This window comes from Cellulosimicrobium arenosum, from assembly GCF_014837295.1.
In the GTDB taxonomy this organism is placed as follows: Bacteria; Actinomycetota; Actinomycetes; order Actinomycetales; family Cellulomonadaceae; genus Cellulosimicrobium; species Cellulosimicrobium arenosum.
Map to the genome: position 1 here is coordinate 1 of NZ_JACYHB010000013.1, position 25,048 is coordinate 25,048.

Here is a 25,048-nt window from a genome sequence, read left to right on the forward strand (position 1 = left end):
GACCCTCGTTGAGCGCATCGACGAGCGACGTCGTGACGTCGAACCCGCGCACGACAAGACCACCACGCACAGCCTCGCGCGCGAGGGGCAGCCCAACATACCCAAGTCCGATCACGACAAGGTCAAGTGACATCTACAGCTCCCAGCTATCCACGGAACACGGCGAGCGTCAGAGGTGGCAACCACCCGCACCGCAATTTGCCTCATGACCGACCGGCGCGCCCCGGGCCCTGTCGGCCAGACTCCCACCGGTCCGCCCACCGCCACCCGAGGACCTCGGGGCCCCCGGCGGTCTGGACCGATCGAGCGACCCGCTCGCAGTTGCGTCGGTCATGATAACGAACTGCCCGCTGCGCCCGGTCCCAGTGTTCCGCCGGCATCGTGAACCCGCAGACTACGGCCGCGTCGACCTGGTCGACCAGCTGATCGACATCGGCAACGATGGTGCCGGGGAGGTCGTCATCGAGGTCGAGAAACGACCCGTGCGGCCCGAAGAATCTCTCCTGGTCGAACTGGAAGTACACGATCGGACGCCGCAGGATCGCAAAGTCGAACGCCACCGACGAGTAGTCCGTGACGAGCCCGGCATGTTCGCGTAGGAGCGACTGGACGTCGACTTCGCCCTGCCGCAGCACCCGGACGCCGGGCGCGTCGAAGAGGTCCACGAAGTGGCGCATGTTCGGGTGGAGGATGAAGGTCACGCGGAGGCCTGCATCCATCGCCCGAGCCAGGCGCGGGTGGGTGAGGAACTGCTGCCACTGCTCCCGGTACTCGCTCGTGAGAAAGCTCTCGCGAGTGCCCAGCCACTCGCGCCACGTCGGGATGACGAGCAGGCCGTCTGGCTCACTCTCCAGCGGGGCGAGCAACTCGTCGAACCGAGGTAGGCCGGTCACCCTCACCTGGGCCGGTCGATACCCGAACTCATCGATAGCGACACGGCGCTCCCGGTCTGAGCTGACATGAAACCGGTCCGTGCGGAATCCCGGAGCGAACCGCCCGTAGTTCGCGGTCATGTTCTTGGTCCCTGAGATCCCGTGGCGGATGAAGACGCGGACCCCACGGGCGGCCGCCACCGCAGCGGGGTGCCGCGACGGCAGCAGGTACTCCGCGTGGTGCGTACCGACCAGCCGCGAGGCGAGCAGCGCGACGCGCACGTGCGCGCGCGATCCGCGGAGCACGACATTGCCAAGGCCTTCCAGGCGCGCGAGGTCTGGCGAGGACTCGTCGACCACGTAGTACGCGCGCCGGTGCGGCTGGTGCTCGCGAAGCCAGCGGAAGAGGTGGTAGCCGTTGTCCTGCGCCTTGTACGGCTGCTCGCCGATGAGCCAGATGCCGAGGAACGGACGCACGAGCCGCAGCAGCCACCCCGCACGCACCCATCGCTGCAGGTACGAGAACGAGTCCACGCTCAACCGCTCGACGCGCACGGACACGTTCGCGCCGCGGAAGGTCTCGTACGGCAGCAGCTGGACGACCGCCCCGCCCTGCTCCACGCGCCCGGCCCGCGGCAGGCGTCCACACCCCGACCCGTGGACGCGCTTGTGCTGCACGACGCCGTCCGCGTCCTCGACCTCGACGAACAGGTCCAGGATCTCGTCCCGAGTCTCCAGTCGGTCGACGAGGCCCTTCAACGGCACCACGACATGCCCGTGCTGCACGAGGCGACCCTGGGTGAGTGCTGACTGCTGCGGATCATCCTGGAGCATGCAAGGAAATTCGTGGCGCGCGCCACTCTCGCGGGACGTCGCGACGAACCGCGCCGCGTTCGCCCGTCGGTCAGCGCCCCGGACGACGAACCGGAGCTCCGCGACGGCACCATCGAGAGCAAACTCGTCGACCTGCACCTCGAATCTGCGGGTGGGGGCGCCGCCGAGAAGCAGGCTGAGGTTGCCCTTCTGGGTCACGAAAATACGGTCGCTCGACTCCTGGGCGGCCTGCGGTGCTCCGGTGCGGAGGGTGCGCTCGAACCCCCCGAGTCGAACGGGAGGCACGTCGTCGGCCACGTCCGGTCGGGTCTCTTCGGGGACGAGGTGCAGCCACAGGTCGACCACGTCGTCGGCGACGACGGCCGCGCGGCGCAGCGCCTCCAGCGGCAGGCGGGCCGAGAAGTCGTGGTCCTCGTCGGACCGGACCCGCACCTCGCCCTCACTGTGACGCAGAGAGCCCGAGATCTCGAAGACCCTCCAACCGGGGCGCGCATACCGACCGCGGACGCGCAAGAGGTCTCCCTCGAGGCCCAGCTCCACCCACTTCTTCGCCCGCCCGTCGGGCTGCGAACGCGCGACGGAGGGTCGACGTCGAATGAATCGCCGCGTGAACCTACGTGCCCACGCCGGAGGACGCACTCGCGCCCCTCTCCTTCGTCCGGCCGTACCGCCCGGCCTCACCACTCCCGTGCGTCCCGACCGAGCTGCAACGTCGACGCGGCCGCAGGGCAATGCAAGTCTCCGCAACGGACATGACGACGAGCCAACACGAACCAATCTCCCAACGCAGGCCCACGGACGCTGTAGGCAGCAACGAACAGTGTATGCCGGGTCGCCCCTGCCGCTATTGCACCGTGCGGGCACAAGTTGCTGGTACCGCGGGCACGCGGCACGCCCCGGCTATGCCAGACTTGCGGGTCACGAGCGCCGTCCGGCTGGTCGTGTGCGGCCCACAACCTTGACGAGGCAGGAGAGAGTGACGGAGACCCACACCCCCGAGGTGACTACCGAAGGGCCCAAGCGTCCCTTCGTGCGTACGGTCGGTGCCGCCTTGGATCTCGACGGCCGCCGCGTCATCGTCGTCGAGATCTCCCCCGCGCAGGCTGCCCCTGAGTTCCAGTTCAAGGCCGCCACGTCCACGCGCGCGCCCCGCGACGCTCCGCACCTGCTGCCTACGGTCGCGCTGGGCGAGGGCCGGGTCGAGGTTCGCCTGCCCGCGCTCGCTGCTGGTACGTCGCTCACTCTCACCGCCCGGCGAAAGCGATCCGCTCCCTTGGACCTGACCGACATCGGTCCCAGCGCCACCGGCGCGGCGATCCACATCGTCGACGGCGCTGCAGGCCTACTCACGTTCGGCCAGGATCCCGCGCCGCGCGCCTCATTCGCCCGGCGCATGTACTGGCGAGTCCCCCCCGCCTCTCGCGCCTCCGCAAGACGGCGGTACAGAGCGGCCCAGGAACGGGTCGCCCGCACGACGACGCGGATGAAGACGAGGACGAGGACCGATGGCTGACCCGCGCATCCGCAGGGACCCCCTGCGGCTGTACTGGTGGCGGTGGAAGTACCCCCGACGTCTCAACTTTGGCGACGAGATCTCGGCACCCATCATCGAGGCAGTGACCGGTCGGCGTGTGGAATGGACCGACGCCGACAACTGCGACCTGGTCGCCGCCGGCTCCGTCATCCAGCAGATCACGCGCACCAGACGCACCGAGCTTCCGCTGTTCTGGGGTAGCGGCCTCATCAACCCTCCGCGCGACAACGCCAAGCCGGTAGTCCTGCCGCGCTGGCCTTGCGCGGCCAGCTCACCAGGAGCCGCGTCCGCTCGACGGAGTCGAACGAACCTGCGCTTGGCGACCCCGGGCTCCTGGCCCACCTGCTGCAAGCCCGGCCGCCGAAGAAGCGATGGGCGATCGGCGTGCTGCCTCATTACCACGACGCATCCGATCCGTTCGTCGACCGCCTCCTCACGCTCGGGCATCGGGTGCGGCGGATCGAGGTCGCCTGGACGCCCGAGGAGGTCGTGCACGAGGTCGGTGCGTGCGACGTGCTTCTCTCGTCGAGCCTTCACGGCCTGATCGTCGCGGACAGTCTCGGGGTTCCCAACGTGCACCTGAAGTTCGGTGACCGCCTCATGGGCGGCGACTACAAGTTCAGGGACTACAACTCCGTCTTCAGGCCCGGTCGGCACCGGGCCTTCCGCCCAGAGGAGCTCCCGATGAAGAGCGCTTCGGCCCTGCGGTCGTTCGTCGAGCAAGAGTTCGTCCCACCCACGGGGCTCCGCCGGATCCAGCGCGACCTCGTGAAGGCACTGTCATGAGCGTCCTTCGCGCCCAGCTCGAGCGTCTGCGCGCCCGGAGGACCCGTCGGCCCGACGTCACGGTCGTCATCCCCGTCTACAACGCTGGCCCCTACCTCGACGAGCTCCTCGACTCGCTGCAGGCGCAGACGCTCGACAACGAGCGTTTCGAGGTCATCGCCGTCGACGACGGTTCGACGGACGGCAGCTCCACCGTGCTGGACGCCAGGGCCACCACCATGTCGAACCTTCGCGTGGTGCACCAAGAGAACAGCGGGTGGCCCGGAATTCCTCGCAACAGAGGACTCGACATGAGCCGCGCTCGATACGTGTTCTTTGCCGACGCCGACGATGTCATCGCACCCGAAGCAATGCGGCGACTCGTCGCATTCGCCGATCGACATGGTTCTGACGTCGTGCTGCCCAAGATGGTGGGGCTCGATGGCCGCTGGGTGGGCGAGCGGATCTACCGCAAGACGCAGGTGGACGCCGACCTGGAGCTCGCCTTCAAGACGCTGACGCCGCAGAAGCTGTTCCGCGTCTCGCTGCTGCACTCGCATGGCATCCGCTTCCCTGAGGAGAAGGTCCGTCTCGAGGACGGCATCGTCATGGCCCAGGCGTATCTGCGCGCGTCGAGGGTCTCGATCCTCGCGGATCAGGACTACTACCACCTACGGCGTCGGGACGACGGCGGGAACATCTCGCGTACGAGACTCGATCCCGCGGGGTACTCCTGGTCCGTGGCTACGGTCTCGCGGTACATCCGCTAGCTCGACCCCGACCAGGCGCGGGCCGACCGGGTCATCCTGGACCTCTACCGGCGCAAGTGCCTCAAGATCTACGGCACTCGCCGCTGGTTGAAGTACAGGACCACGACCAAGCAGGCCTGGCTCACGGCCCATGGCACCTTCGTCGACGAGTTCATCTCGCCGGAGCTCGAGGCTACGCTGCCGGCACGCTGGATCCCCCGTTCGCAAGCGGTGCGCTCCGGATCCGTCGAGGTGGCAGACCGCACCGCTGTGCGTGAGCCTCAGCTCTTCGATTCACCGGTCGCATCCGTCGGCGTGGGCGTCGATGGTGAACCGGTACTCCAGCTCGAGCTCCCCGGTGGTGGCACCTACGACCAGGTGGACATCGTCGCCACCCACCGCCGCACCCACACGAGATCGGTGCTCCCGGTCACCGTGACAGGCGCCGCGGACCCGTCGGAGGTAGGAGCCACGCTGGTCGGCATCGTGACCGTTGGTGCGCTGGAGCCCCTGTGCGCGGCCAGCGGTGCCATCGACTTGGCCATCGCTCGAACTGTCGACGGGCATCGCGGTCCCGAGGTCCGGCTACAGGCACGGATTGAGGGCTCCGGACTCTTCGACCCCGAGGTAGACCCCGAGCTGTTCTCCGGAAAGTGGTACGCCACACCCCAGGGCAATCTCAGCCTCAGGATCCCTCGCAAGAGCCAGGCGGCCTTCTGAACGGTCGGTCGACCCACTTCAGAGCCGCGGTGGTCGCGCCGCGTGGTCATCCCCACGCGTCCGCCGTGCGAGCATGCTCCGGCGCCTCAGGACCCGCTGCCGAGAGTGGGCCGCTCGACGCGCCCGGCTTATCCGCGTAGCGCGGCGAGGATGCGCGAACGTGCCTTCCCGTCCCGATAAGTGAAGGCACGTTCGATGCGCTCCGCGTACATCGCCGGGAGGTGTTCGAGGATCGGCGCGACTGCGCCCAGTGCAGCCTCGACGCTCGTGACGGCCGGGCCGAAGCCTGACGTCTCGTACGCCGCTGCCCGGGAGCGGGCACTGTCCGGGGCACCGAGCACTACCTCCCGATCAACCTGAAGGTAGACGGACGGCCGTCCGAGGTACGCGAGGTCGAGGTCATGGGTGGTGTAGTCGGTGACGAGGATAGCGGCTGAAGCCAGCGCAGTCAGCCGTTCCTCGGGCGGGACGAGGTCCACCTGGGACGGGAGTCCGAAGACTTCCGCGCCGACGCCCGGCGGGAGGAGCAAGCGGACGCGGCGCCCCCCACGAGCCGCGACAGCGGAGAGCTCGGCGGACCCGAGGAACTCCCGCCAAGCGCCGACGAACGGAAGCTCGTGGAACTCCTCGACGGACCTTCCGGCCGATCCCGGGTCGCTCGGACGTAGCGTGCCGGCTCGCCAGCCGGGCGCGACGAGGATGTCTTGCGCCGGCGCCCGAAGCTCCTCGAGACGGTCGTGAGCGGGCAATCCGGTCAGCGCAACCTCGCTCGGGAGGTAGGTCTGGTACCCGTACGGGCCACCCGCACGGAAGAGCTCCACGGCTGAGGACACGACGACGAGGTCCGCCTGAGACGTCCAGCGGTCGCGATGAGAGATCCTGCTGATCTCGCCGGACGGCAACAGAGCCACACGCCATCGTCTCGGGATACCGCTTCCCGGCAGCGGGACGTGTGCGAGCCGGGCCATGCGGGACGTGACCAAGAGGTCCGCACGGCTCATGAGCGAAACATGCTCGGGCGAACCGGCCGCGATCCACTCGATGTTCGCCTGGCGCAGCCGCCTCTCGGCCTCAGACCCCTCATCCACGACGAACCGTGCCTCGACGTCACGTGCCTCCGCCCGCACGAGCTCGTAGAGCAACTCGCTCTGCGACGGCGCAGCCTCGGCATCGTCACCGGTGACGAACACCCAGGTCTCGCTGTGAACAGCCTGTACGGCCTGCGGAACCGACTCGGGCGACGGCGCAGGCCGCGCCTCGGAGGCAGTGATGCGCCGCACCAGTCGCCGCAGCCGTGGGACCAGACCTGTTCCGGGCAGCTCCTGCATCGGCGACCGATCCGGCGTCTGCGCCACGGCCCGCGCTGCGGGTTTGACGTCGATGGCCGGCAATCTCCCAGCGCGCTCGTCGAGGGCACTGGACTTCAGCAGTGCGCCATCGAACTCGAGCGCGAACCCCTGCTTCGTCGACTCGACACGGACACTGTCGCCCCGGCTCATCCGCACGAGCAGCACCTGCTGATACAGCCATGTCGTGCCGAGGAACTCGATACCACGGCACCTGCTCTCGAGAATCTCCGCAGTTCCCTCCACGACGCGCAGCTCCGGGAACGCAAAGTTGCTCCCGTAGACGACCGCACGCCACGCGGACCTCTCGGGGTGCCACCGCACGAGCTCTACCGGCGACCGCGAGACGTCCTCGACGGCGGATAGCCAGGCGAACCGGATCTCCAGCGGGACGGCGAAGAGGTCGAAGCCTTGGATGTTGGCCGCGCCGATCTGGCGCAGGTTCTCGACCAGGCGTGCGCGGATGAGCGCAAGCTGGTCCTCGGAGGCGAGGTCGACAGGAGTGTTGACGCGTCGGTTACGACGGAACAGCATGAAGACGAAGTACAGCAGGAGGTTCGCCAACCACGGTGGGCACTCCTCGCCGGCCCGGTCGAGCATGCCGTGGTGCGAGACCCCGAACAGCGATGCGTAGCGGGACATGTTGCCACTGTGCTTCGACACGATCGACGATGCGTCGGCCCGGCGGAGGTAGTAGTACTCCGCATGCGGGACGAGGACGTAGCGCGCCCCGTTGCAGAGGAGGAAGTGACCGATCATGTCGGTGTCGGAGGACTGCAGGATCCTCGGGTCGAACCGGAGCCGGTTGTGCTTGATCACGTCGTGGCGGAAGAAGACGACGCCGCCGAGAGTGTGAATCTTGCGAGGCTCACGGTGCAGGTCGACCAGCGAGTTGACGGCGTCGACATACCTCGCGTCCAGCGTGTGCCCGATGGTGGAGCCGTCGGGCGAGGTGAGGACCGCACGAGCCGCGAACATGGTCTCGTCCGGGAACTGCTCACGGGCCCGCTCGACCTCGAGGAAGTACTGCGGGTCCAGGCGGTCGTCGGGGTCAGGGTGCGACACCCAGGCGCCGCGCGCCCACGCGAGCCCCGTGTTCCTGGCGGAGGCCACGCCCCCGTTCGGCTTCGTGACGATCCGGACCGCGTAGTCCGTGGTCGGCATCCACGCGCGTACGACGTCCTCCGAGTCCTCGGGGCAGCCGTCGACGACGAAGATCAGCTCGTACCCGTCGTGCGCCGCGGTCTGCTCGTCGAGCGACTTCAGGAAGGCGGGAAGGTAGGCGCCCACGCGGTAGCACGCGATGACGAGGCTCGTGTGGGGCGACAGCTCGTCCCACACGCTCTGCGAGAGATTCACGCTGGTCGTGTCGACGTCAGTCATCTCGGACCTCCCCCGTCTCCAGGCCCTCGAGTCCCAGCCCGACCTCGTAGATCCTCTTCGAGTTCTCGTGGTCGAAGTAGGCGAAGAACTTCTCGATCCGCTCCGCGAACTCCGGTCCCAGCGCACATTCCTGGTCCAGGTAGCGTTCCACTAGGTCGAGCAGTTCCGACTCCCGCTTGGCGACCTCGCCGAAGGCATCCGTCTCGTAATCGAACGACGCTGCCTGGTAGTGCGGCGGGATCGAGTCGGGCTGGTAGTACAACACCGGCTTGCGCATCTGGGCGAAATCGAACTGCACGCCCGAGTAGTCGGTGATCATGAGGTCGGACGCCGTGAGGAGCTGCTCGTAGCTGACGTCCTCGGTCGCGGCCCGGACCTCGACCCGGTCGCTCTTCGACACGAAGTCCGTCAGTTGCGTACCGGTGTTCGGGTGCAGGAGGAACAGCAGGCGGTACCCGTGCTTCTCCAGCGCCACGTGCAGCCGCGGGCTGTTGATGAGCGAGTTGAACACCTGGAAGTAGTCCGTCTGCCGGAAGGCGCGATGGCTCAGGGTCTGTTCCACGCCCCGCTGCGGGCTGTGCAGGTAGGTCCGCCAGGTCGGCGCCAGGAGGACGGTGCGTTCGGTCCTGGAGCGAAGTCCGTCGTACCGGGCGAAGCCCGTGACCTCGACCTCGTCGGGGCGGTAGCCGTAGCTCGCCTGGACGAGGTTCTGGCGCTCGTGCTCGGAAACGACGCAGATCCGGTCGAAGTTCGTGAACCCGATGTTCAGCAGGTTGTCGAGATTGTCGACGACGAGACCGTGATTGATGTAGACGACACGCGCGTCGAAGAGGTCGCGGAAGTACTTCTGGTCGAGCTGGAAGCCGAAAGTGTTGCTGGCCCCGATACGCGTGGCGAAGACGATCGACGCGTTGAGGTAGTGCAGCTTCTGGCTGTCCGTCCCGAAGGCGAGGTAGTTCACGCCGTCGGCCTCGAACTGCGCCGCGAGAGGCGTGCCCGGCTGGAGGACGTAGTGCGCCTCGACCCCGTCGACCTGCGCCCGCGCTTGCGCGTGGCGATAGGCGTACTCGCCGTTGTCACCGCCCTTGACGATGCGGTCCGCGTACATCCAGATCCTGCGCCCGTCATACTGCGAACGACTCCGGAAGTACTCGGCGCGCAGCCGCGCCGCGGAGATCCGGACCGGGTCGCCGGTCTCCTCCAGCGTGCGCTGCAGACACTGCTCGGCGGCCGCACGGGCGGGCTCCGAGTAGGGGGCAATGTCGATGCCTCGCGGCCCCGCCGTCAGGATCCCGAGCCCGGGGACGGCCCAATAGGCGCCCGGCTCGTCGCTGAGCTTGGCGCCCGGCCGCGCAAAGCGGAGAGGAAGGGGGGCAGTCCGGGTGTCCGACGACGCGTAGCGGAGCTCCAGCCGCTGCGTGGCGTCGGCGAACGGGACCGACGCCGTGAAGGTGAAGGCGCGGTGGAGCGCGGTCCCGTGCAGCGAGGTGTCTGCGTAGCGCCCCTGGTCGGCGACCGGGATCGGGCGCTCACCCACGTGCAGCTCGAGCCGGTACGCGGGGTGGCTGAAGACGAGCGGGACGCGCCCCCTGACCGTCAACGTGCCGTCGCGAGCGACCATCGAGTCGACGGCGACGACGACCTCGTCGGGACGCTCCAGCTCCAGGGTGCGGAAGGAGGCGTAGGGCCCCCGCTCGTCGTGGCCGAGGCTCGGCTCGAAAGACGCACCGTGCTTGAGTCTCAGCAGGTGCATGCGGACGATCGGAGACGGAATCCGGGTGGGACGGCGAGGAGACCAGATCAGCTCGTCCGTCGTGTGCCGCAGCGCGCGAGAGAGGTCCTGCTCGTAGACCGCGAGGTCGACGGGCGAGAAGATCCGCTTCGGCGTACCTCCGGTGTTGAGCCGGAGCCTGACGGAGAGCAAGTGGAGGAACAGCCGCTGAAGATAGACGTGGACGGCGCCCCGCCCGGCGGTCGCCTCCAGCAGGTCCGCCCAGTCCCGCGCGAAGTCGAGGTACCAGGACCGGGTCAGCACCTCGGCCGACTGAGTTGCGCCATCCTCGGTCACACCGTAGGAGCGGACCTCGCCGAGCACGCCGAACCCGCCGCTGATCGCGAGCGTGGCGGCGAACACGAAACCACGGTTGCGTGCGGCAGGGAACCTGCGCGTAGCGGCCCAGAGGACGTCGGCGCGGACGAGCATCGGGGTGCTGCCGACCCACAAGAAGGCGTTCTCGGTGATGGGCGCCAGGCCTCCGCGCACGACGTTTCGGTTGAGCGCGGGGCTCGCCGACGCGTCGGTGAAGACGTGCAGGTCCTCGGTCGTGCCGGGATCGAGGCTCGCCAACGCGCCCGGCTCGAGCTCGAAACCGGCGTCGACGACGCAGACCCGGTCGTTCGGCTCGAGGCCGGCGAAGACTCCGGCGGCCGTGAGCGTCCCGAACGAGAGGTCCCGCACGGTACGGAGGTCCGGGTTCCGCTCGATCTGGCTGATCGAGAGGCGGGACCGTAGATGCGCCACCGTGCCGTCCTCGCCGACGACCACGTAGCGGATCCGGGTCGTGCGGCCCGATGCCCTGCTCGTCCTGGACGCCGGTCCCGGCGCCCGGCGCCCGGCGCGCTCCCCCGTCGACCCCGATCCCGGCAGACGTCGGGCGAGATCGGGGTCGGCTGCGAGGGCCGAGACCAGCTCGCCCGCGCCGAACTCCGAGTAGCGCAGGACGGGGACCTGCTGCACCGTCTCGAGGCCGTCCGGCAGCAGCGGCACCACGTCATGCTCTCGCGCGAGCCACAGCCAGGACTCAGCGGCATGGAGCCGCTGTCCGAGCATGTCAGGCACGAGGACGTCGACCTTCTGGAGGAATCCCGCCCGGTCGAGCTGATCGCTCGGCACCACCGTAATTCCTGCGGCGTCGGCGCGCGTCCCTCTCAGGCGTCTGCCCTCGTCGTAGAACAGCACTTCTGCGGCACGCGACCCCGCGAACACGGACCGGAGCACCTCGACGTCCCACTCCGCACCGTCGACGTGCCGGGGCAGGACGACGCCGACCACCGGACGATCGGGAAGCGTGCTCCGCTCGACCGGCGGATCCTGGACGAGCGCGACGTCGACCCCCTGCCCCTCGAGGTACCGCAGCAGAGCCGGAGACGAGACCATCCAGCTGACGCGCGCACCGAAGGCGGTCCGAACCTGCTCCTCGCACCAGGCGATCGGTGGCAGCACGGGCCGGTCCGTGCGCCGAACCGTCTCGTCGAGCATGACGTGCACGCGATCGGCGCTGATCCCGATCTCGGCCTCGGCGGGAAGCGCGAGGAGATACTCGGGGCTGTCGACGACGAGGTCGTCGACGTGGGTCGCGTCGCGCCAGCTCAACCACCGGAGCTCCCCCTGCTCGACCGCGTCGGTGAGCCGGCGCCGAGACTGGACCGTCCGCAGGTTGCGGCTGGACCGCGGCTGGGACCCGTTCAGCAGCCCGACCGGACCTTCGACGCCCGCCAGGAGCTTCCGGACGCGTCGGATGCCGTCGCGGGAGCCTTCGAGGGTGGAGCTCCAGTCCGCGAGCACCACGTGCGAGACCCGCGCCGCGGGCTGCTCCCCGCGGATCTCCGGCGGCGCCGTGCAGATCGAGGGACGAGACGCACTGAGCCGCCAGTCCTCGGACCCCGCCGCCTGGATGCGGCTGTGCACTGCACCGAACTGCTTGCTGTAGGCGAGGCGCGCACCCGACATCCAGTTCGGTCGGAAGTCGCCGCGAGAGAGCGACCCGACCTTGAGCTGGACGAGACCCAACGGCGAGCGAAGTTTCACTACCGACGACTTCCCGAAGCACCGCCGCAGGCGCTCGGCGAACTCGCTGTCCCCGCCCTTGCGGACCGCGTCGAACTGGCCGAGCCGGTCCAGGACGGCGGCTCGGCGGAACAGGAGCGACGACTCATTCGTCCGGTGAGGGAGATAGCCCAGGTACGTGACGGCGCCCGTGCTCAGCACGCGCTGGCTCCTCGACGTGGAAGCCACCTTCTCCGGGTCCGAGAGAAGGGGGAGCAGCTGCAGCTCGACGCGCTGCGTGTGGGAGATGTCGTCCGCGTCCTGGAAGGTCACGTACTCGCCGCGCGCCTCCCGGAGCGCCGCATTCCGCGCCCGGTACGCACCGCCGTTGCGCTCGCACGCGATCACCCGCACCCGAGGGTCCGACGCGGCGGCGGCGCTCAGGTGCTCCCTGCCCGTGGTGGAGCAGTCGTCGACGATCAGCACCTCGATGTTCGACCAGGACTGGTGTGTGAGCGAGTCGATCGTCCTGCGGAAGCCAGCGTCGGGGTTGTACGTGGGCACGATGATCGACACCAACGACTGTTCGTCGCACGGCACGCTGCACGGCAGGGCCTCGGGGACGCCGATGCTCGGGAAGAACTCGCTGGACGGCTCCATCTCGTCGACCGTGAGCACGAACGGGGGAAGGTCGTGATCAGTGAACGGCTTGTTGAACAGCGCCCACCACCGCTCGGTCCGGTCGCCACCACCGGCGGTCACGTCCCTCTCGCCCGCACGATCCGCGTCGCCGAGCGGTCGCAACAGGTCGGTGCGGCCCGCCCACGAGATCGACTCCTCGGCAGTGGGGAGCGCCGCGAGCTCCTCGAACAGCACCTCGGCACGCGCGATCACCGCGACCTGCACGGCGAGCCGCAACGCCCGCGACGCTTCCGGGTGCCACAGCTCCGACCGGTCGAGCGCGGCGACCATGACCGCGGTCGCCGCCTCGACGTTCTGGTGATCGGGCTCGAGGACGCAGGCAAGGAGAGCCGCGCAGAGCACCCGGGGCACGTCCCAGAGCAGCATCTGCTCCCGCGGGACGCCGGACGTCACGGCATCGCGCAGCTGCTCCCAGCGATGAGCGCCGTCGGTGCCTTCCAGCGCAAGAAGATCCAGGTACGCGCGCGAGCGCATGCGCGAGCCGACGTCGAGCGCGCGCCAGGGCGACTGCCGGTTCAGCAGGAGGAACTCTGCGGGCGTCAGCTCCTGGAACTCGGGTTCACGAACGTCCGGCTGCCCGTGCGCGGGCGTCCGAGGCACTGCGGGGATGGCCATGTCGGTGCTAAGTCCTACAGCTCGGTCGAACCAGCAGCGCGCGAACTACCCGAGTCACGGTCCACGTGCGAGAGCTCGAACGCGATCCGGGCCGCGAGGCGGTCTGGAAGGTGCTGCTCGATCCGGTCCAGGCGAGCGTTCACCGCTCCGAGCTCGCTCTGGACCGCCTTGCTCGTCGACCGAGAGGCGTCCGCCGTCGACCGTGAACCGCTCTGCCGCAGTTGGTGGACGCCGATGAGGACCCTTCGGAGGAACAACAGCACGACCGCCGCGCAGAGGACGACGGTCACGAGGACGACGACGAGACCCACCCGCGGCGGGGCGAGGAGGCAGACGAGTGCGGCAACGACCATGTACGCCGCCGTCAGAGCCATGGCGGCGAGCTGGCGAGTCGAGAACGACATGTGGAATACCTTGCGGTGCTGGTGAGTGGTGAAAGGATCAGGCGCTGCTGAGCCTCGCCGAGCTGCATCGGCGGCAGATGGGCAGCGGCGCTGCTCGCTGGCCCATCGTAACTGCTGGGCACACGGAGAACCGGGAACGTCCATCCTCCGACCGTCCGTGTCAACGCCGGTGAAGCCGGGCCCCGAGGCCGCTCCCTCGGGGCCGAGAGATCAGTCCGACTTCTTGCTGCGCTGCTTCGAGCGCGCTCGTGGCCCGACGCCCCCCGCTCGCGCGGACGACCGCGCCTGACGGTGTGCCCGGACGAAGGTCCGGTAATGCTCGAGCACCTCCCCCGTGGGCCCGTCCATGACGAGCTGACCCTGATGCACCCACAGCACGCGGGTGCACATCGCCTCGATCGTGCTGGTCGAGTGGCTGACCAGGAAGATCGTGCCGGCGTTCTTGCGCACCTCGTCGATGCGTGCCTTGGAGCGCGCCTTGAATGCGGCGTCGCCCGTCGCCAGGGCCTCGTCGATCATGAGGATGTCGGGTGTCGCGGCCGACGAGATCGCGAAGCGCAGGCGCGCCGACATGCCCGAGGAGTAGGTCTTCATCGGCAGGTAGACGAAGTCGCCGATGTCGGCGAACTCCACCACGTCGTCGAAGCGTTCCTCCACCTGCTTGGGGGTGAGGCCCAGTGCGAGCCCGCCGATCCAGATGTTCTTCTCGCCGGTCAGCTGCGGCATGAGGGCGGCGTTGACGCCGAGCAGCGCCGGATCGCCTGCGACGTACACCCCGCCGGAGTGCGGCGGGATGAGGCCGGTGATGGCGCGCAGCAGCGTGCTCTTGCCAGAGCCGTTGATACCGACGATGCCGATCGACTCTCCGTGGCGAGCGACGAACGAGATGCCGCGCACCGCGTGCACCTCGCTCACCGCGCCCACGTGCTGCGACGTAGAGCTGACGAGACGCCGGAGGAACGAGCGTCGCGGCGCGGTGCCTTCCTTGACGTTCGCCCCGCCCGCCACCTGCTTGGCCTTGCCGCCGAACACGCGGTAGACGATATTGAGGTCGTCGACGACGAGGACCGGGTCCCCCAGGGTCGCGACAGGCGACGGACCCTCGAGGTCCTCGGGCTCGAAGTCCTCCTCGAGGTCGACGTCGAGATCGAGCTCGGACTCAGTCACGACCGTACCGCTCCTCTCCACGCCAGAAGACGATGAAGCCGACGACGAACGCGACGATGGCCCACAGCGCTGCCCAGAGCCACATCCACGGGTCCTGGGGAATCTCCGGCTCCTGCGTGAGGATCGAGCGCGCCACGTAGAGGAACACGCCGATCGGCTGATATTCCAGGATGGCGCCGACGATGCCCTGGACCGCGTCCGGCAGCCGGTCGACGTAGTGCGTCACCGGGAAGATCACTCCGGAGCCGTACATCACCAGACGCATGATGAAGCCGATGACGTTGTCCAGGTCCGGCGTGATGGCCACGGCGCGGGCGACCATGAACGCGACGCCGGTGTTGAAGATCCACAACAGCGCCACGATGGCTGGCAGCAGCAACCAGCTCCACCGGATCGGGATCATCGGGTAGGCCGGAAGGAGGCCGCTGAGCAGGACGATGACGCACATCACCAGCAGCGCCGGCACCAGTGTGGCCAGCAGCGAGACCACCTGGGCGGTCGGCAGCACCGCCCGGGGGAAGTGCATCGACCGGATGAGGTTGGTCTTCTGCGCGATCGACCTGGAACCCGCGTGCACCGACTGCTCGACGAACCGGAACAGGAACGTGCCGATCACGATGAAGGCGATCGCGTTCTCGAGCCCGCGGGTGGTCCCCAGCAAGATGCCGAAGATCAGGATGTACACGATGGCGTTGAGCGTGGGGTTGAGAACCGCCCACAGCTGCCCCAGATAGTTGTTCTGGTTCTTCGCGTACGCCGTCGAGGTCCCGAGGGTCCGGATGAACGGCCAGCGCGACACCACGTCGCGCACATAGTCCTTGAGCGGGGGGCGCACACCCATCTGACGCAGGTCGAACTGCGTCGCGAGGGCGAGTCGTTCCTGGGAGGTGGTGTCGGGAACGATCGGCTCCGGTGGGCGGAGCAGGTCGTCCTTGGCTCCCGGCGTCCCGCGGTCGCCAGATGGGGCGCCCCTAGCGGTGTCGGTGGTCACGAATCCTGGGTACCCGTCTTCCGTGGTTCGGCCTGCGTCTTTCCGGCCTGGACGATCTTACAGCGATCGCAGGACCTTCTGGTTGCGTACAGGAGGCACGACAGGTGAATGATGCGTGACCGGAGCGTGACCGACAGGGGCGCGCGCGGGTACCCGTGGGATACTTCGGGCGTCCCTGCAGGGAGGCGGATCCTGTGCTCTTGCGACTACGGAAGGACGGCATGCCCGACCTCGGAACTCCTCGATCGTCGACCTTCGTCCACCGGGGCCGTCACGAGCTGGGCCAGCTGTTGCTGAAGGGTGGCTCGCTCGCCAAGCGCAGCGTCAAGGCCTGGTTCATCCAAGAGCCGCCGCCGTTGGACCCTCCGATCGAGGAGCTGCCGCGGTACGACGTCGTCGCCTACTTCGCCGACACCCCCAACCAGGCCTACCAGCTGAGGCAGTGGCTACCTGTGCTCGAGCGCGTCGCCCACGGCCATCCGCTCGCCGTCGTGACGCGCAACTGGGCGGTGACCCTGGAGCTCCGCCAGGAGACGACGCTGCCGGTGATCTACTCCCGCACGCTCGACGGGCTACGGCGCGTCTACGACCAGATCGATGTCAAGACGGTGGTCTACGTCAACAACGGCTGGCGCAACTTCCAGTCGCTCATCCACCAGCGCTCGCTGCACGTGCACGTCAACCACGGCGAGTCCGACAAGGTCTCGATGGTCTCCAACCAGGCCAAGGCCTACGACCACGTGGTCGTGGCCGGCCAGGCCGCGATCGAGCGGCACGCACGCGCCCTGATCAACTTCGACATCGACCGGCTCGTGGTGTGCGGGCGCCCCCAGCTGGACCTCGAGGTCTCCCCCGTGCTCGCGCCCGCACCAGGCCGGCGCACCGTGGTCTACGCGCCGACCTGGTCCGGCGAGGACGACACCAACAACTACACGTCGGTCGACGTGTACGGCGTCGCGATCGTGCGCGCGCTCCTCGGCCTTCCCGACGTGCGCGTGGTCTACAAACCCCACCCGCGCGTGCTCACGGCCACCGAGCCAGGCGTCGTCGGAGCCCACGCGGAGATTGCGCGGCTCCTCACGGCGGCCAGAGCTGCGGGAGCGCCGCACGAGATGCCGTTCGACGCCGACATCCTGGGTCTCTTCGACGACGCCGACCTGCTGGTCACGGACATATCGTCCGTCGGCCTCGACTTCCTGTACCTGCGCCCCGAGGCACCCGTCGTGCTGACGGACCGGCGCACCGACCGCGCGCGCATCGTCGCCGAGGCGCCCGTCGCGAGCGCCGTCGACATCGTCGACGGAGGCAGCGTGGGCGACGTGGCCGAGATCCTGGCCGCTAACCTCGCGGCCGACCCACGGCACGACGCCCGGCTGGGCGTGCGCGACCACTACTTCGGGTTCCCCCGCGGGGAGAGCAGCCGGCGATTCCTCGACTTCATGTCGGACTGCGTGGACCGCCGCGACGCCATGCTCGTCGGCCGCCCCGCACGAGCGGTCCAGCAGCCGCTGCGCGACCACCGCGCCCGGGTCGACGACATCGAAGCCGAATGACGAAGATCAGGCCGTGACGGAGGTCCAGCCCGTCAAGACGCCGTCTCGACGGGCTCGACGTGCCGACCCGACCTGGCCCGATCCGACCAGCAGACTCGGACGGCGGAGAGGTCAGAGCTCGCGGTTCGCGCGCTCCAGGTCCTCGGCGAAGTCGACCTCGACCGCGTAGAGGTCGGAGATGTCCACCGGCGTGACCTTGACGCCGTCGCGCTCGATGGCGAGCTCGACACCGCGCTCGAAGTACGCCTGATCGTCCACCTCGACGAGACGCTGCAGCACCTTTGCCTTGTCCTGCGGTGCCACGTAGTTGATGCCGACCGCCTCACCGAGCGCCCCGGCGCCCACGGTCTTCGACAGCTCCGCGATGTCGCCCTGCTCGTCGACCGTGTACTTGACCTCCTCGTCGCCCACGACCGAGGTGTTGACGCAGACGAACGACTTCTGCTGGTCGATCAGCGGCTGCACGCGACGCAGCACGTCCGGGTGGAAGACGACGTCGCCGTTCATCCAGAGCACGCCACGATCGCCGGTGACACGCAGGGCGCGCATGAGACTCTTGGAGGTGTTGGTCTGGTCGTAGACCTCGTTGTACGCGTACGTCACGTCCGGTGCGGCCTCGAGGATCATGTCGAGCTTGAAACCGACGACGATCAGCACCTCTGCCTCGCGTCCGTAGACCGCGCGGAGGTTGCCGAGCTGCTGGGCGAGAATGGTCCGGCCGTCGCGCAGCTCCGTCAGCGGCTTAGGGTGCGGCCGGCCCAGACGGGTCCCCATGCCCGCCGCCAAGATCACTGCCTGGATGCTCATTGCGTTCCTCTCTCGATACCTGTCGGTGCGGCGCTCGGCACGCTGCTGGCCTCGACCCGCGCTACCTCTCGGTCACGGATCTCCATGAGGCGCTCGCACGCAGCGACGAACCGCTGCGTGGACGCCCCTGGGGCAGTGTCGCCGAGATAGTGCTCGCGCAGCGCGAGGCGCTGATCGCGAGTCGAGTCATGGGTGAGCTCGCTGTCCACCGTGCCCGGCAGATCGCCGAGCGCAGCGACCGGCAACGCCGGCGCGAGCTCGAGCAGCGGGCTGGACGCGATGATCACGTCACCGACCGGCCGGGTCACGACGATCGGCTCTCCCGTGGCGAGCCAGTCCATCGCGACGCCGGAGACGTCGCAGATCAGCAGGTCGGCCGCGGCGAACGCCGGTGCGACGTCGCCGTGGGTGTCGGTGGCGTGGGCGAGCCCCTCGTCCGGGGCGGGCGCAGCGGCCAGATACTCCCGGATCACCTTGTCTGCCTCCCCGTACGCCGCGACGCGGACGCCGGTGAGCGGGTGCGGACGGTAGAGCACCCGATAGCGCCCCGACTCCACGAGGCCACGCACGATCGCGAGCCCGTGGGTGGCCACGGTCCCGTACTCGGCTGACGGCTGCCCGCCCTCCCAGGTGGGTGCGTAGAGCACCGTGGGCAGAGGCCCGCGCGGTGCCAGCGCGCGCAGCCGCATCTGGCCGTCGAGCTGCGGGCGCCCCACCGGTACGCACCGGGCACGCGCGTCGTACAAGGTGCTGAACCGTGCCATGCGCTCGACCGCCGCCTGCCCGGCGACGAAGGAGAAGTCGTACGCCTTCGTCTGGTTGGAGACGGTGACGAGCTTGTCGCTGTCGCCGTGCATGAGCGAAGCGTGCACGAGCTGTCCGAAGCGCAGGCAGGTGAAGTTCTGCGGGTTGTGGTTGACGTAGAGCGCAAGCTTCGTGGGCGATCGGGCGAGGACGTCGTCGAGCGTCGTGTAGTGCGCCACGGTGCGCACGTCCAGCCCGCTGTCACGGCGGATCGCGCGCGCCGTGCGGGAGTCCTGGGTCACGATGACGACCGGGTGCTCGGCATGCAGCGCGCGAAAGGTGTCGTACCACTGCTCGATCTGGTAGAGCGCATCAGGAGTGTCGGCGAAATAGACCAGCACCTCGTACGGCCACGACGTGCCGAGCAGCGCCTCGTCCTCGCCGAGCCCGTCCGGCATGCCGCCCGGAAGCATCCCCAACCGACGGACGAGCTTGCCTCCCAAGGACCGCATCCGGCGCCGCACGGTGGCGGCCCGGGGTGTGGCAGGCATGAGCACTCCTGATGCGTCGACGGTCAGCGGGGACGCGTCGCAGCATACCGTTCAGGCCGGCCGCGACCTTCGAGGCGCACGCAACCGGGCCGCCGGTGCGGGATATCCCACCGTTCCTAGGGACGTTCCTGCGGTGCGAAGGTCGCTCGCCAGCTCTCCGGGTCGACGAGCACCGGCATGGCCGCGCGCCATCGTGCCGACGCCTTCCGCCACCGCAGCGCCAGCCGCAGGTGTGCGGCGACGGACGCACCGGCCAGCCGCCAGAACTGCCGGGGATCGCGGCGCAGCCAGACGCCGGACAGGCCGTCACCGGCGAGCACCAGCACCGAGTCGTGGAGCGGCACCTCCCACCACGCCGCCTGCTCTCGGGTCAGGGTGACGCGCGGCGTCGGCCCGCTCGATCCGGGGCGCAGGTGGCGCAGCACCCCGCGCACCACGAGTCCCGCGAGCGCCGCGGAAGACGCCGGCTTGTTCCCTGGTTCCCCCGCTCGGACGCGGGGGGCAGCCGTGTCGTACACCGGGTCCCCGGCCCGCCGCACGACGGTCTCGGGGTAGAGGGCACCCACGGCCCGTGCCGCAGGCACCACACGCTCCAGGCCGCCGAACAGGTCTCCGGGGCCGGCGAGCAGGTCGCGCAGGGCGCGTACGTGCAGGTCGACGGCGTAGTAGCGCATCCCGAGCAGCAACTTCAGGTCGTTCGCGAGCAGCAGTGGCAGCAGCAGGCCCGCGCGCGGGCGGCGGGCGTGCAACAACGCTGTGGCCACCCGGTTGCGCTGGTGGAGGTACGCCTGCCACTCCACCGTGTCGTCCTTGTCGGTCCACGCGACGTGCCACAGCGCAGCGCCCGGGAGAGACACCGTGGCGTGGCCGGCGGGGCCGGCACGCAGCCCGAACTCGGCATCATCCCACTTGAGGAAGAGTGGCAGCGACAGCCCGACATCACGGAGCACGGCGGTAGGGATGAGACACATCCACCAGCCGTTGAAGTCGCTCTCGCCGCGGGCATGCAGCCACGGTGTGTCTCGCAGCGGCCCGGTCTCCAGGTCGTGCCACTGCTGGTCGGCCTCCGGCGGCCCCCAGTTGAAGGTGCGCTGGTGCACGACCTCGCTGAACGAGTTGAGCACCGTGGGGCGGTTCAGGTCGAGCATGTGCCCGCCCACGACGACGGGCACGCGCGCGGCGCGGTGGAACCGGATGGCGCGGAGCAGTGCCTCGGGCTCCACCTCGACGTCGTCGTCGAGGATGAGCACGGCGTCGGTCTCCGGGCGGTCGAGCGCCTCGAGCATGCCGCGCGAGAAGCCGCCCGAGCCGCCGAGGTTGCGCTGCTCGACGATTCTCAGCCTCGTGCCCAGCGTCTCGGCCACCTCGGCGTACCCGGGATGGTCGACGACGCGGCGCGAGCCCTGATCGATCACGAACACTGCACCCACGGCGTCGGCCAGCGACTCGGACGCCGCGATCCGGCGCAGGGTGGCGACGCAGTACTCCGGCTTGTCCATCGTGGTGATCGACAAGCACACGTCACCCGTTCGTCGTGGCGCGACGTCGACGAGCCAGCGCGCGCCGGTGACCACGACATCCGTGTCGCCGGCGTCCACCTCGAACCAGAGCCAGCCGCCGTCGGACATCCCGGCGACGTCGATGTCGAGGCTCACCCCGCCGCCGTCGAGCCCGCTCGCCATCACCTCCGTCCGGGCGGCGCCGCCCGGGTCGGTGCGCACCAGTCGCACGGTGCCGCGGCCCGTACCGCTCAGCTCGAGCCGTACGGCGGTGACCCCCGCCCAGCGCACCCAGTACGAGGCCGGGAATGCCGAGAAGTACGTGGCGAACCCCTGGCTCGCCCCGGCGGGGACACGGACGGCACCCTCGACGACAGCGGCGGAACCGTCCTCCACCGCGAGCGCGCGGCGGGCGGGCGGGAGGGTCAGGATCAGCTCTTGCGCAAGGTGCACGGGCCGACCCTAGCTCCCCACTGGTCCGTGCGGTCTACCAGCGCGCCAGCGCGATTTGACTGATGCGCACCGGCTTGCCCGAGTCCACCGCCTTGAGCGTCACGGTCCCCCTCGCCGCTCTCGGCAACGTGACGGTGAAGATCTTGTCGCTGTCGGTTGCCTGGTCGAAGTCCAGCGTTCTGTATGTCGTGCTTCCCACCGCGACCTTCAGCCGGCCGCCGCCCGGGGCCGTCCCGCCGCGGATGACGACTCGCTTGACCTGCTCGGTACCGCGAAGCTTGAGCACCGCGCCGCTCTTCGTCGTCTTGTAGGCGTAGTCACCCCAGTAAGGAGTGCCGGTGACCTTCGTCCATCCACTCGACTTGACCCAGTCCGACGGCTGAATCGGTGTGGAGGTCTTCACCAACGTCGTGAGGGGCCCGCGCTCCCAGTTCTGCCCGATCGCCCGCACAGCGAGCTGCTTGGCCAGGCCCTCGCTCTGGCTGACGGTCATCGAGGTGCCCGTTGTCGCACCCACCACCCGCCAGTAGTTCGTGGACGGCATCGTCGAGTCCCACTGCGCGTAGCGCTGCAGCACCTGATAGGTGCGGGCTCCCGAGACCTTCTTCCACCTGTAGGTGGTCGTGCCGTACCACTGCACCGGTTGCTGCGTCGCGAGGGGTTTGACCGTGGCCGGTTTCCCGACCGCCCAGGTCGCCGCGCCGTACTTCTTGACCGCCGCCTTGCGGCGGGCCTCTGCCCCGGAACGGATGTCGCTCATCTTGGCAGCCAGGTACCTGCCGGGACAGGCGGTCTCGTTGGTGGTGCGGTGCATGAGCACGCGGAGAACCTTGACCTTCGTCCCGGGTCTCGCCCGTGTCCCCGAGCCAGAGCTCCCGCCCGTGACCAGGGTGGTCGCGCCCGTCGCCGTGAAGCCGTACTGGTAGGACTTCCAGGCCACCACCTTCTGCAACGCCGTGATGAGTGAGCTCGTCGGGCGGGCGGTGTCATAGTTCCCCATCGCGGAGACGCCGACGGTTCCGGTGTTGTAGCCACCCGCCTGTGCGCCGATGGGGTTGTCCCACCGCGAGCTCGTGCGTCCCTCGAACACGTTGCCGAACTTGTCCACGAGGTACTGGTAGCCGATGTCGGGCCAATCACGAGACTTCGTGTGATAGGCGTAGATTCCGCGCACCAGCGCCGCTGACTGGCTCTCCTTGTAGCTGTTCGTCCCGGCGGTGTGGTGCACGTAGATGGCGTGCAGCGACTTCGACGTCTCGGGCCAGTTGCTGGCCAACGACTCGTCGGCTCCCCAGCCCGCCCGGGAGACGATCTTCGGCCGGATCTCGAACCCGGTGGCGGCGTTCGCGGACGACGCCGGCGCCTGGTCCTCTCCCACGTACGCGTCGGCGCGCGACGTGCCTGGATCGACGACGTCGACCTGCAGACCGCTGGGCACCTTGCCACTGACCGTGCGAACGCGCGCCTGGACGCCGTCGGCGCCGGTCGTCACGAGCGGCTCCGTCCCCGCGCGGCCACCGGGGACGTCGTTGTCGTCGACGCCGAGCGACTGCCATTCGCTCCAGCTCCCGGACTCGCGCAGCCGCACCGCCACATCGGTGACCTCCTCGCCCGAGGAGGCATCCCACGTCACGCCCGCGACGAGGAAGTCCTGCGTGGTGGTCCGTTCGCTCAGCGCCGCGAGCGCGCCGTCAGCATCGCCGGTGCCGGAATCGGCGACCGTACCCGTGCCGAGGTCGAGCGCCTCCGCCTTCACTGCACCCTCGACCTCGTCCTGCGCGGCGCCCCCGCCCTGGTTCCCGAGCTCGGCGTGCGCGTGTCCGACCGCCTCGTCGAGCGCTCCTCGTTCGCGCTTCGCGTCGGCGTCGACGCCGTCCAGCTCCACCTCGTCCACGTCGGGGCTCACAGCGTGCGCCTGAGGAACCGGCAACGTGACAGTGGGGACGACGACCCCCACGCAGGCCAGGGACACGACCGTCGTCGTCGCTATGCCGAGCCGCAATATTCTCCGGGCCACCATGTTCGTCTCCCCTCGTCGGCCAGGTGTCAGCCCCCTGTCGCCCAGGTATCCAACCCGAACGACGATAGGGACAGACCACTCGATCGGCACCTCGAAGCCTGGGTCGGGAACGTTCCGCATGCCGGCCCGTGCTTCCCGGGGGACAGTGTGGGGAGGAGAATCCAGGGAGGGGACGACGATGACGCGCGAACGCACTGACCGGCCCATCGCGCAGCGCGGTGACCGCACACGACGACGCACCGGTCTCCGGCGGCTCCTGGCGGTCGTCGTCTCCGGGCTGCTCGCTGTGGGCTCGTCCCTGATCGTCACGGGCCCGGCGCAGGCGGCGGTTCCGACATCCTTCACCATCAACGGTTCGGGCTTCGGGCACGGTGTGGGTATGCCACAGTACGGCGCCTACGAGCTGTCACGTCGCGGGAACCCGAGCTGGGACATCCTGCAGAGGTACTACTCCGGCGCCAAGGTGGCGTGGAAGACGACCCCGCTGAACGTGCTGGTGCAGGTCTTCGGCCCGGACCCGTACAGCTCGCCCAGCTACGGCGACACCGTCGACTGGACCAAGGTCACGGTGACCGGTGGCGACTGGCGGGTCCGGAGCTCCGCGGGCAAGACCCTGGCGTCGGGACAGGGCACGACCACGCTCCGAGTCGGTGTGATGGCCGACGGACGGGCGAAGATCGCAGTCGGCGACACGAAGTACTACGGCCATCTGCTGCGCATCCACTGGTCGGGCACCCGCTACTACAAGCCCACGGGCAAGCCCGCCGTGGTGACTGTCACGGGAGCGCACGGCGCATACCGGCACGGCCGGCTGAACCTCACTGCCCGCGCGGGTGTCCCGAATCTCACCAACGAGCTGCGACTCAACACCGAGTACCTGTACGGCATCGCCGAGATGCCGTCGTCGTGGGGGCTCGCCGGTGGCCGCTCCGCTCTGGCGGCACAGGCCATCACGGCCCGCTCGTACGCGCTGTCGAAGATGACGGTCAACGACCGCTGCCTGTGCCATGTCGTCGACGACGTCCGCGACCAGCAGTTCACCGGCTGGAAGAAGGAGAACGAGGGGACGGGCGGGAAGTACGGCAAGGCCTGGATGGCAGGAGTGGACCCCACCGTGAGCACCGAGACGAAGGCGCGGGTGCTGACCTACGGCGGCACCCCCGTCGCGGCGCACTACTACTCCTCCAGCGGCGGCCGGACGGCGAACTCGGAGGACGTGTGGTCGTCCCGCATCTCCTACGAGCGGTCGGTGTCCGACCCGTACAGCAAGGCTGCTCCCGGGAACAGCTACCGGTCCTGGTCGCGCAAGCTCACGCAGGCACAGGCACGCATTCTCTTCGGTCTGGACGACGTGAAGACCATCAAGGTCACGGCGACGTGGTCGAGCGGTCAGGCCCGCACCCTCACGGCGACATCGTCGACGGGGAGATCGGCGACGGTGACGGGCAAGGCCGACGTGGTCCGGTCGACCGTGGGCAAGCGGACCACTGCACGGTCGATGCCCGCCGCGTGGATCACCAGCATCACCGCGGTGGCCTAGGCGCCAGCCCTCACACCCGCCCAGCGCCGGTCA

The 25,048-nt window shown here is 69.0% G+C and carries 16 protein-coding genes and 1 pseudogene; 6 read left to right on the top strand and 11 right to left on the bottom strand.

Annotation, left to right across the window (positions count from 1 at the left end):
* Positions 1-133, bottom strand: a 133-nt coding sequence (locus IF651_RS14025; RefSeq protein WP_338403986.1) for an NAD(P)-binding domain-containing protein, incomplete at its 3' end; no start/stop codon positions are given.
* A gap of 70 nt (positions 134-203) precedes the next feature.
* On the bottom strand, positions 204-2,138 hold the full coding sequence (locus IF651_RS14030; protein WP_191829762.1) for a CDP-glycerol glycerophosphotransferase family protein: 1,935 nt from the start codon (positions 2,136-2,138) through the stop codon (positions 204-206).
* Positions 2,139-2,682: 544 nt separating this feature from the next.
* Between IF651_RS14030 and IF651_RS14035 the strand changes: the two genes are divergently transcribed.
* The 4 genes and pseudogenes from IF651_RS14035 to IF651_RS14050 form a co-directional block, all read left to right on the top strand.
* Positions 2,683-3,219: a hypothetical protein gene (locus IF651_RS14035; protein ID WP_191829763.1), complete on the top strand. Its 537-nt coding sequence runs from the start codon at positions 2,683-2,685 to the stop codon at positions 3,217-3,219.
* A 279-nt stretch (positions 3,220-3,498) separates the two neighbouring features.
* Entirely contained in the window at positions 3,499-4,026 is a 528-nt protein-coding gene (locus IF651_RS14040) for a polysaccharide pyruvyl transferase family protein (RefSeq protein WP_191829764.1), read from the top strand.
* Positions 4,023-4,775 (top strand): glycosyltransferase family 2 protein, encoded by a 753-nt coding sequence (locus IF651_RS14045; RefSeq protein WP_191829765.1) that lies wholly within the window; start codon positions 4,023-4,025, stop codon positions 4,773-4,775. Before IF651_RS14040 ends, IF651_RS14045 begins: the two co-directional genes overlap by 4 nt.
* A gap of 18 nt (positions 4,776-4,793) precedes the next feature.
* A pseudogene (locus IF651_RS14050) lies at positions 4,794-5,474 on the top strand (hypothetical protein); the annotation flags it as partial.
* 128 nt (positions 5,475-5,602) lie between these two features.
* On the opposite strand, the gene IF651_RS14055 reads toward IF651_RS14050, so the two are convergent.
* From IF651_RS14055 to IF651_RS14075, 5 genes are all read right to left on the bottom strand, one after another.
* Entirely contained in the window at positions 5,603-8,203 is a 2,601-nt protein-coding gene (locus IF651_RS14055; protein WP_191829767.1) for a bifunctional glycosyltransferase/CDP-glycerol:glycerophosphate glycerophosphotransferase, read from the bottom strand.
* Positions 8,196-13,286 (bottom strand): bifunctional glycosyltransferase/CDP-glycerol:glycerophosphate glycerophosphotransferase, encoded by a 5,091-nt coding sequence (locus tag IF651_RS14060; protein WP_191829768.1) that lies wholly within the window; start codon positions 13,284-13,286, stop codon positions 8,196-8,198. Before IF651_RS14060 ends, IF651_RS14055 begins: the two co-directional genes overlap by 8 nt.
* A 14-nt stretch (positions 13,287-13,300) precedes the next feature.
* A complete protein-coding gene (locus tag IF651_RS14065) occupies positions 13,301-13,690 on the bottom strand; it encodes a hypothetical protein (RefSeq protein WP_191829769.1) in 390 nt (129 codons plus the stop codon).
* Between the two features lie 210 nt (positions 13,691-13,900).
* Positions 13,901-14,857 (bottom strand): ATP-binding cassette domain-containing protein, encoded by a 957-nt coding sequence (locus IF651_RS14070; RefSeq protein ID WP_191829770.1) that lies wholly within the window; start codon positions 14,855-14,857, stop codon positions 13,901-13,903.
* Positions 14,850-15,848, bottom strand: coding sequence for an ABC transporter permease (locus IF651_RS14075; protein ID WP_338403974.1), 999 nt, complete (start codon positions 15,846-15,848; stop codon positions 14,850-14,852). Before IF651_RS14075 ends, IF651_RS14070 begins: the two co-directional genes overlap by 8 nt.
* A gap of 221 nt (positions 15,849-16,069) precedes the next feature.
* On the opposite strand from IF651_RS14075, the gene IF651_RS14080 reads away from it, so the two are divergent.
* Complete coding sequence (locus IF651_RS14080; RefSeq protein ID WP_191829771.1) at positions 16,070-17,401, top strand: CDP-glycerol glycerophosphotransferase family protein; 1,332 nt, start codon at positions 16,070-16,072, stop codon at positions 17,399-17,401.
* Positions 17,402-17,512: 111 nt separating this feature from the next.
* Here IF651_RS14080 and IF651_RS14085 read toward each other — a convergent pair whose 3' ends face one another.
* From IF651_RS14085 to IF651_RS14100, 4 genes are all read right to left on the bottom strand, one after another.
* On the bottom strand, positions 17,513-18,208 hold the full coding sequence (locus tag IF651_RS14085) for a phosphocholine cytidylyltransferase family protein (protein WP_191829772.1): 696 nt from the start codon (positions 18,206-18,208) through the stop codon (positions 17,513-17,515).
* Complete coding sequence (locus tag IF651_RS14090) at positions 18,205-19,503, bottom strand: CDP-glycerol glycerophosphotransferase family protein (RefSeq protein ID WP_191829773.1); 1,299 nt, start codon at positions 19,501-19,503, stop codon at positions 18,205-18,207. The genes IF651_RS14085 and IF651_RS14090 overlap by 4 nt, the downstream gene beginning before the upstream one ends.
* A gap of 116 nt (positions 19,504-19,619) precedes the next feature.
* A complete protein-coding gene (locus IF651_RS14095) occupies positions 19,620-21,455 on the bottom strand; it encodes a glycosyltransferase (RefSeq protein ID WP_191829774.1) in 1,836 nt (611 codons plus the stop codon).
* Positions 21,456-21,489: 34 nt separating this feature from the next.
* Positions 21,490-23,361 carry an N-acetylmuramoyl-L-alanine amidase gene (locus IF651_RS14100; RefSeq protein WP_191829775.1) on the bottom strand — a complete coding sequence of 624 codons (1,872 nt, stop codon included), beginning with the start codon at positions 23,359-23,361 and terminating at the stop codon, positions 21,490-21,492.
* A gap of 292 nt (positions 23,362-23,653) precedes the next feature.
* Here IF651_RS14100 and IF651_RS14105 point away from each other — a divergent pair, with 292 nt between their 5' ends.
* Positions 23,654-25,015 carry a SpoIID/LytB domain-containing protein gene (locus IF651_RS14105; RefSeq protein WP_191829776.1) on the top strand — a complete coding sequence of 454 codons (1,362 nt, stop codon included), beginning with the start codon at positions 23,654-23,656 and terminating at the stop codon, positions 25,013-25,015.
* The last annotated feature ends 33 nt before the right edge of the window (positions 25,016-25,048 follow it).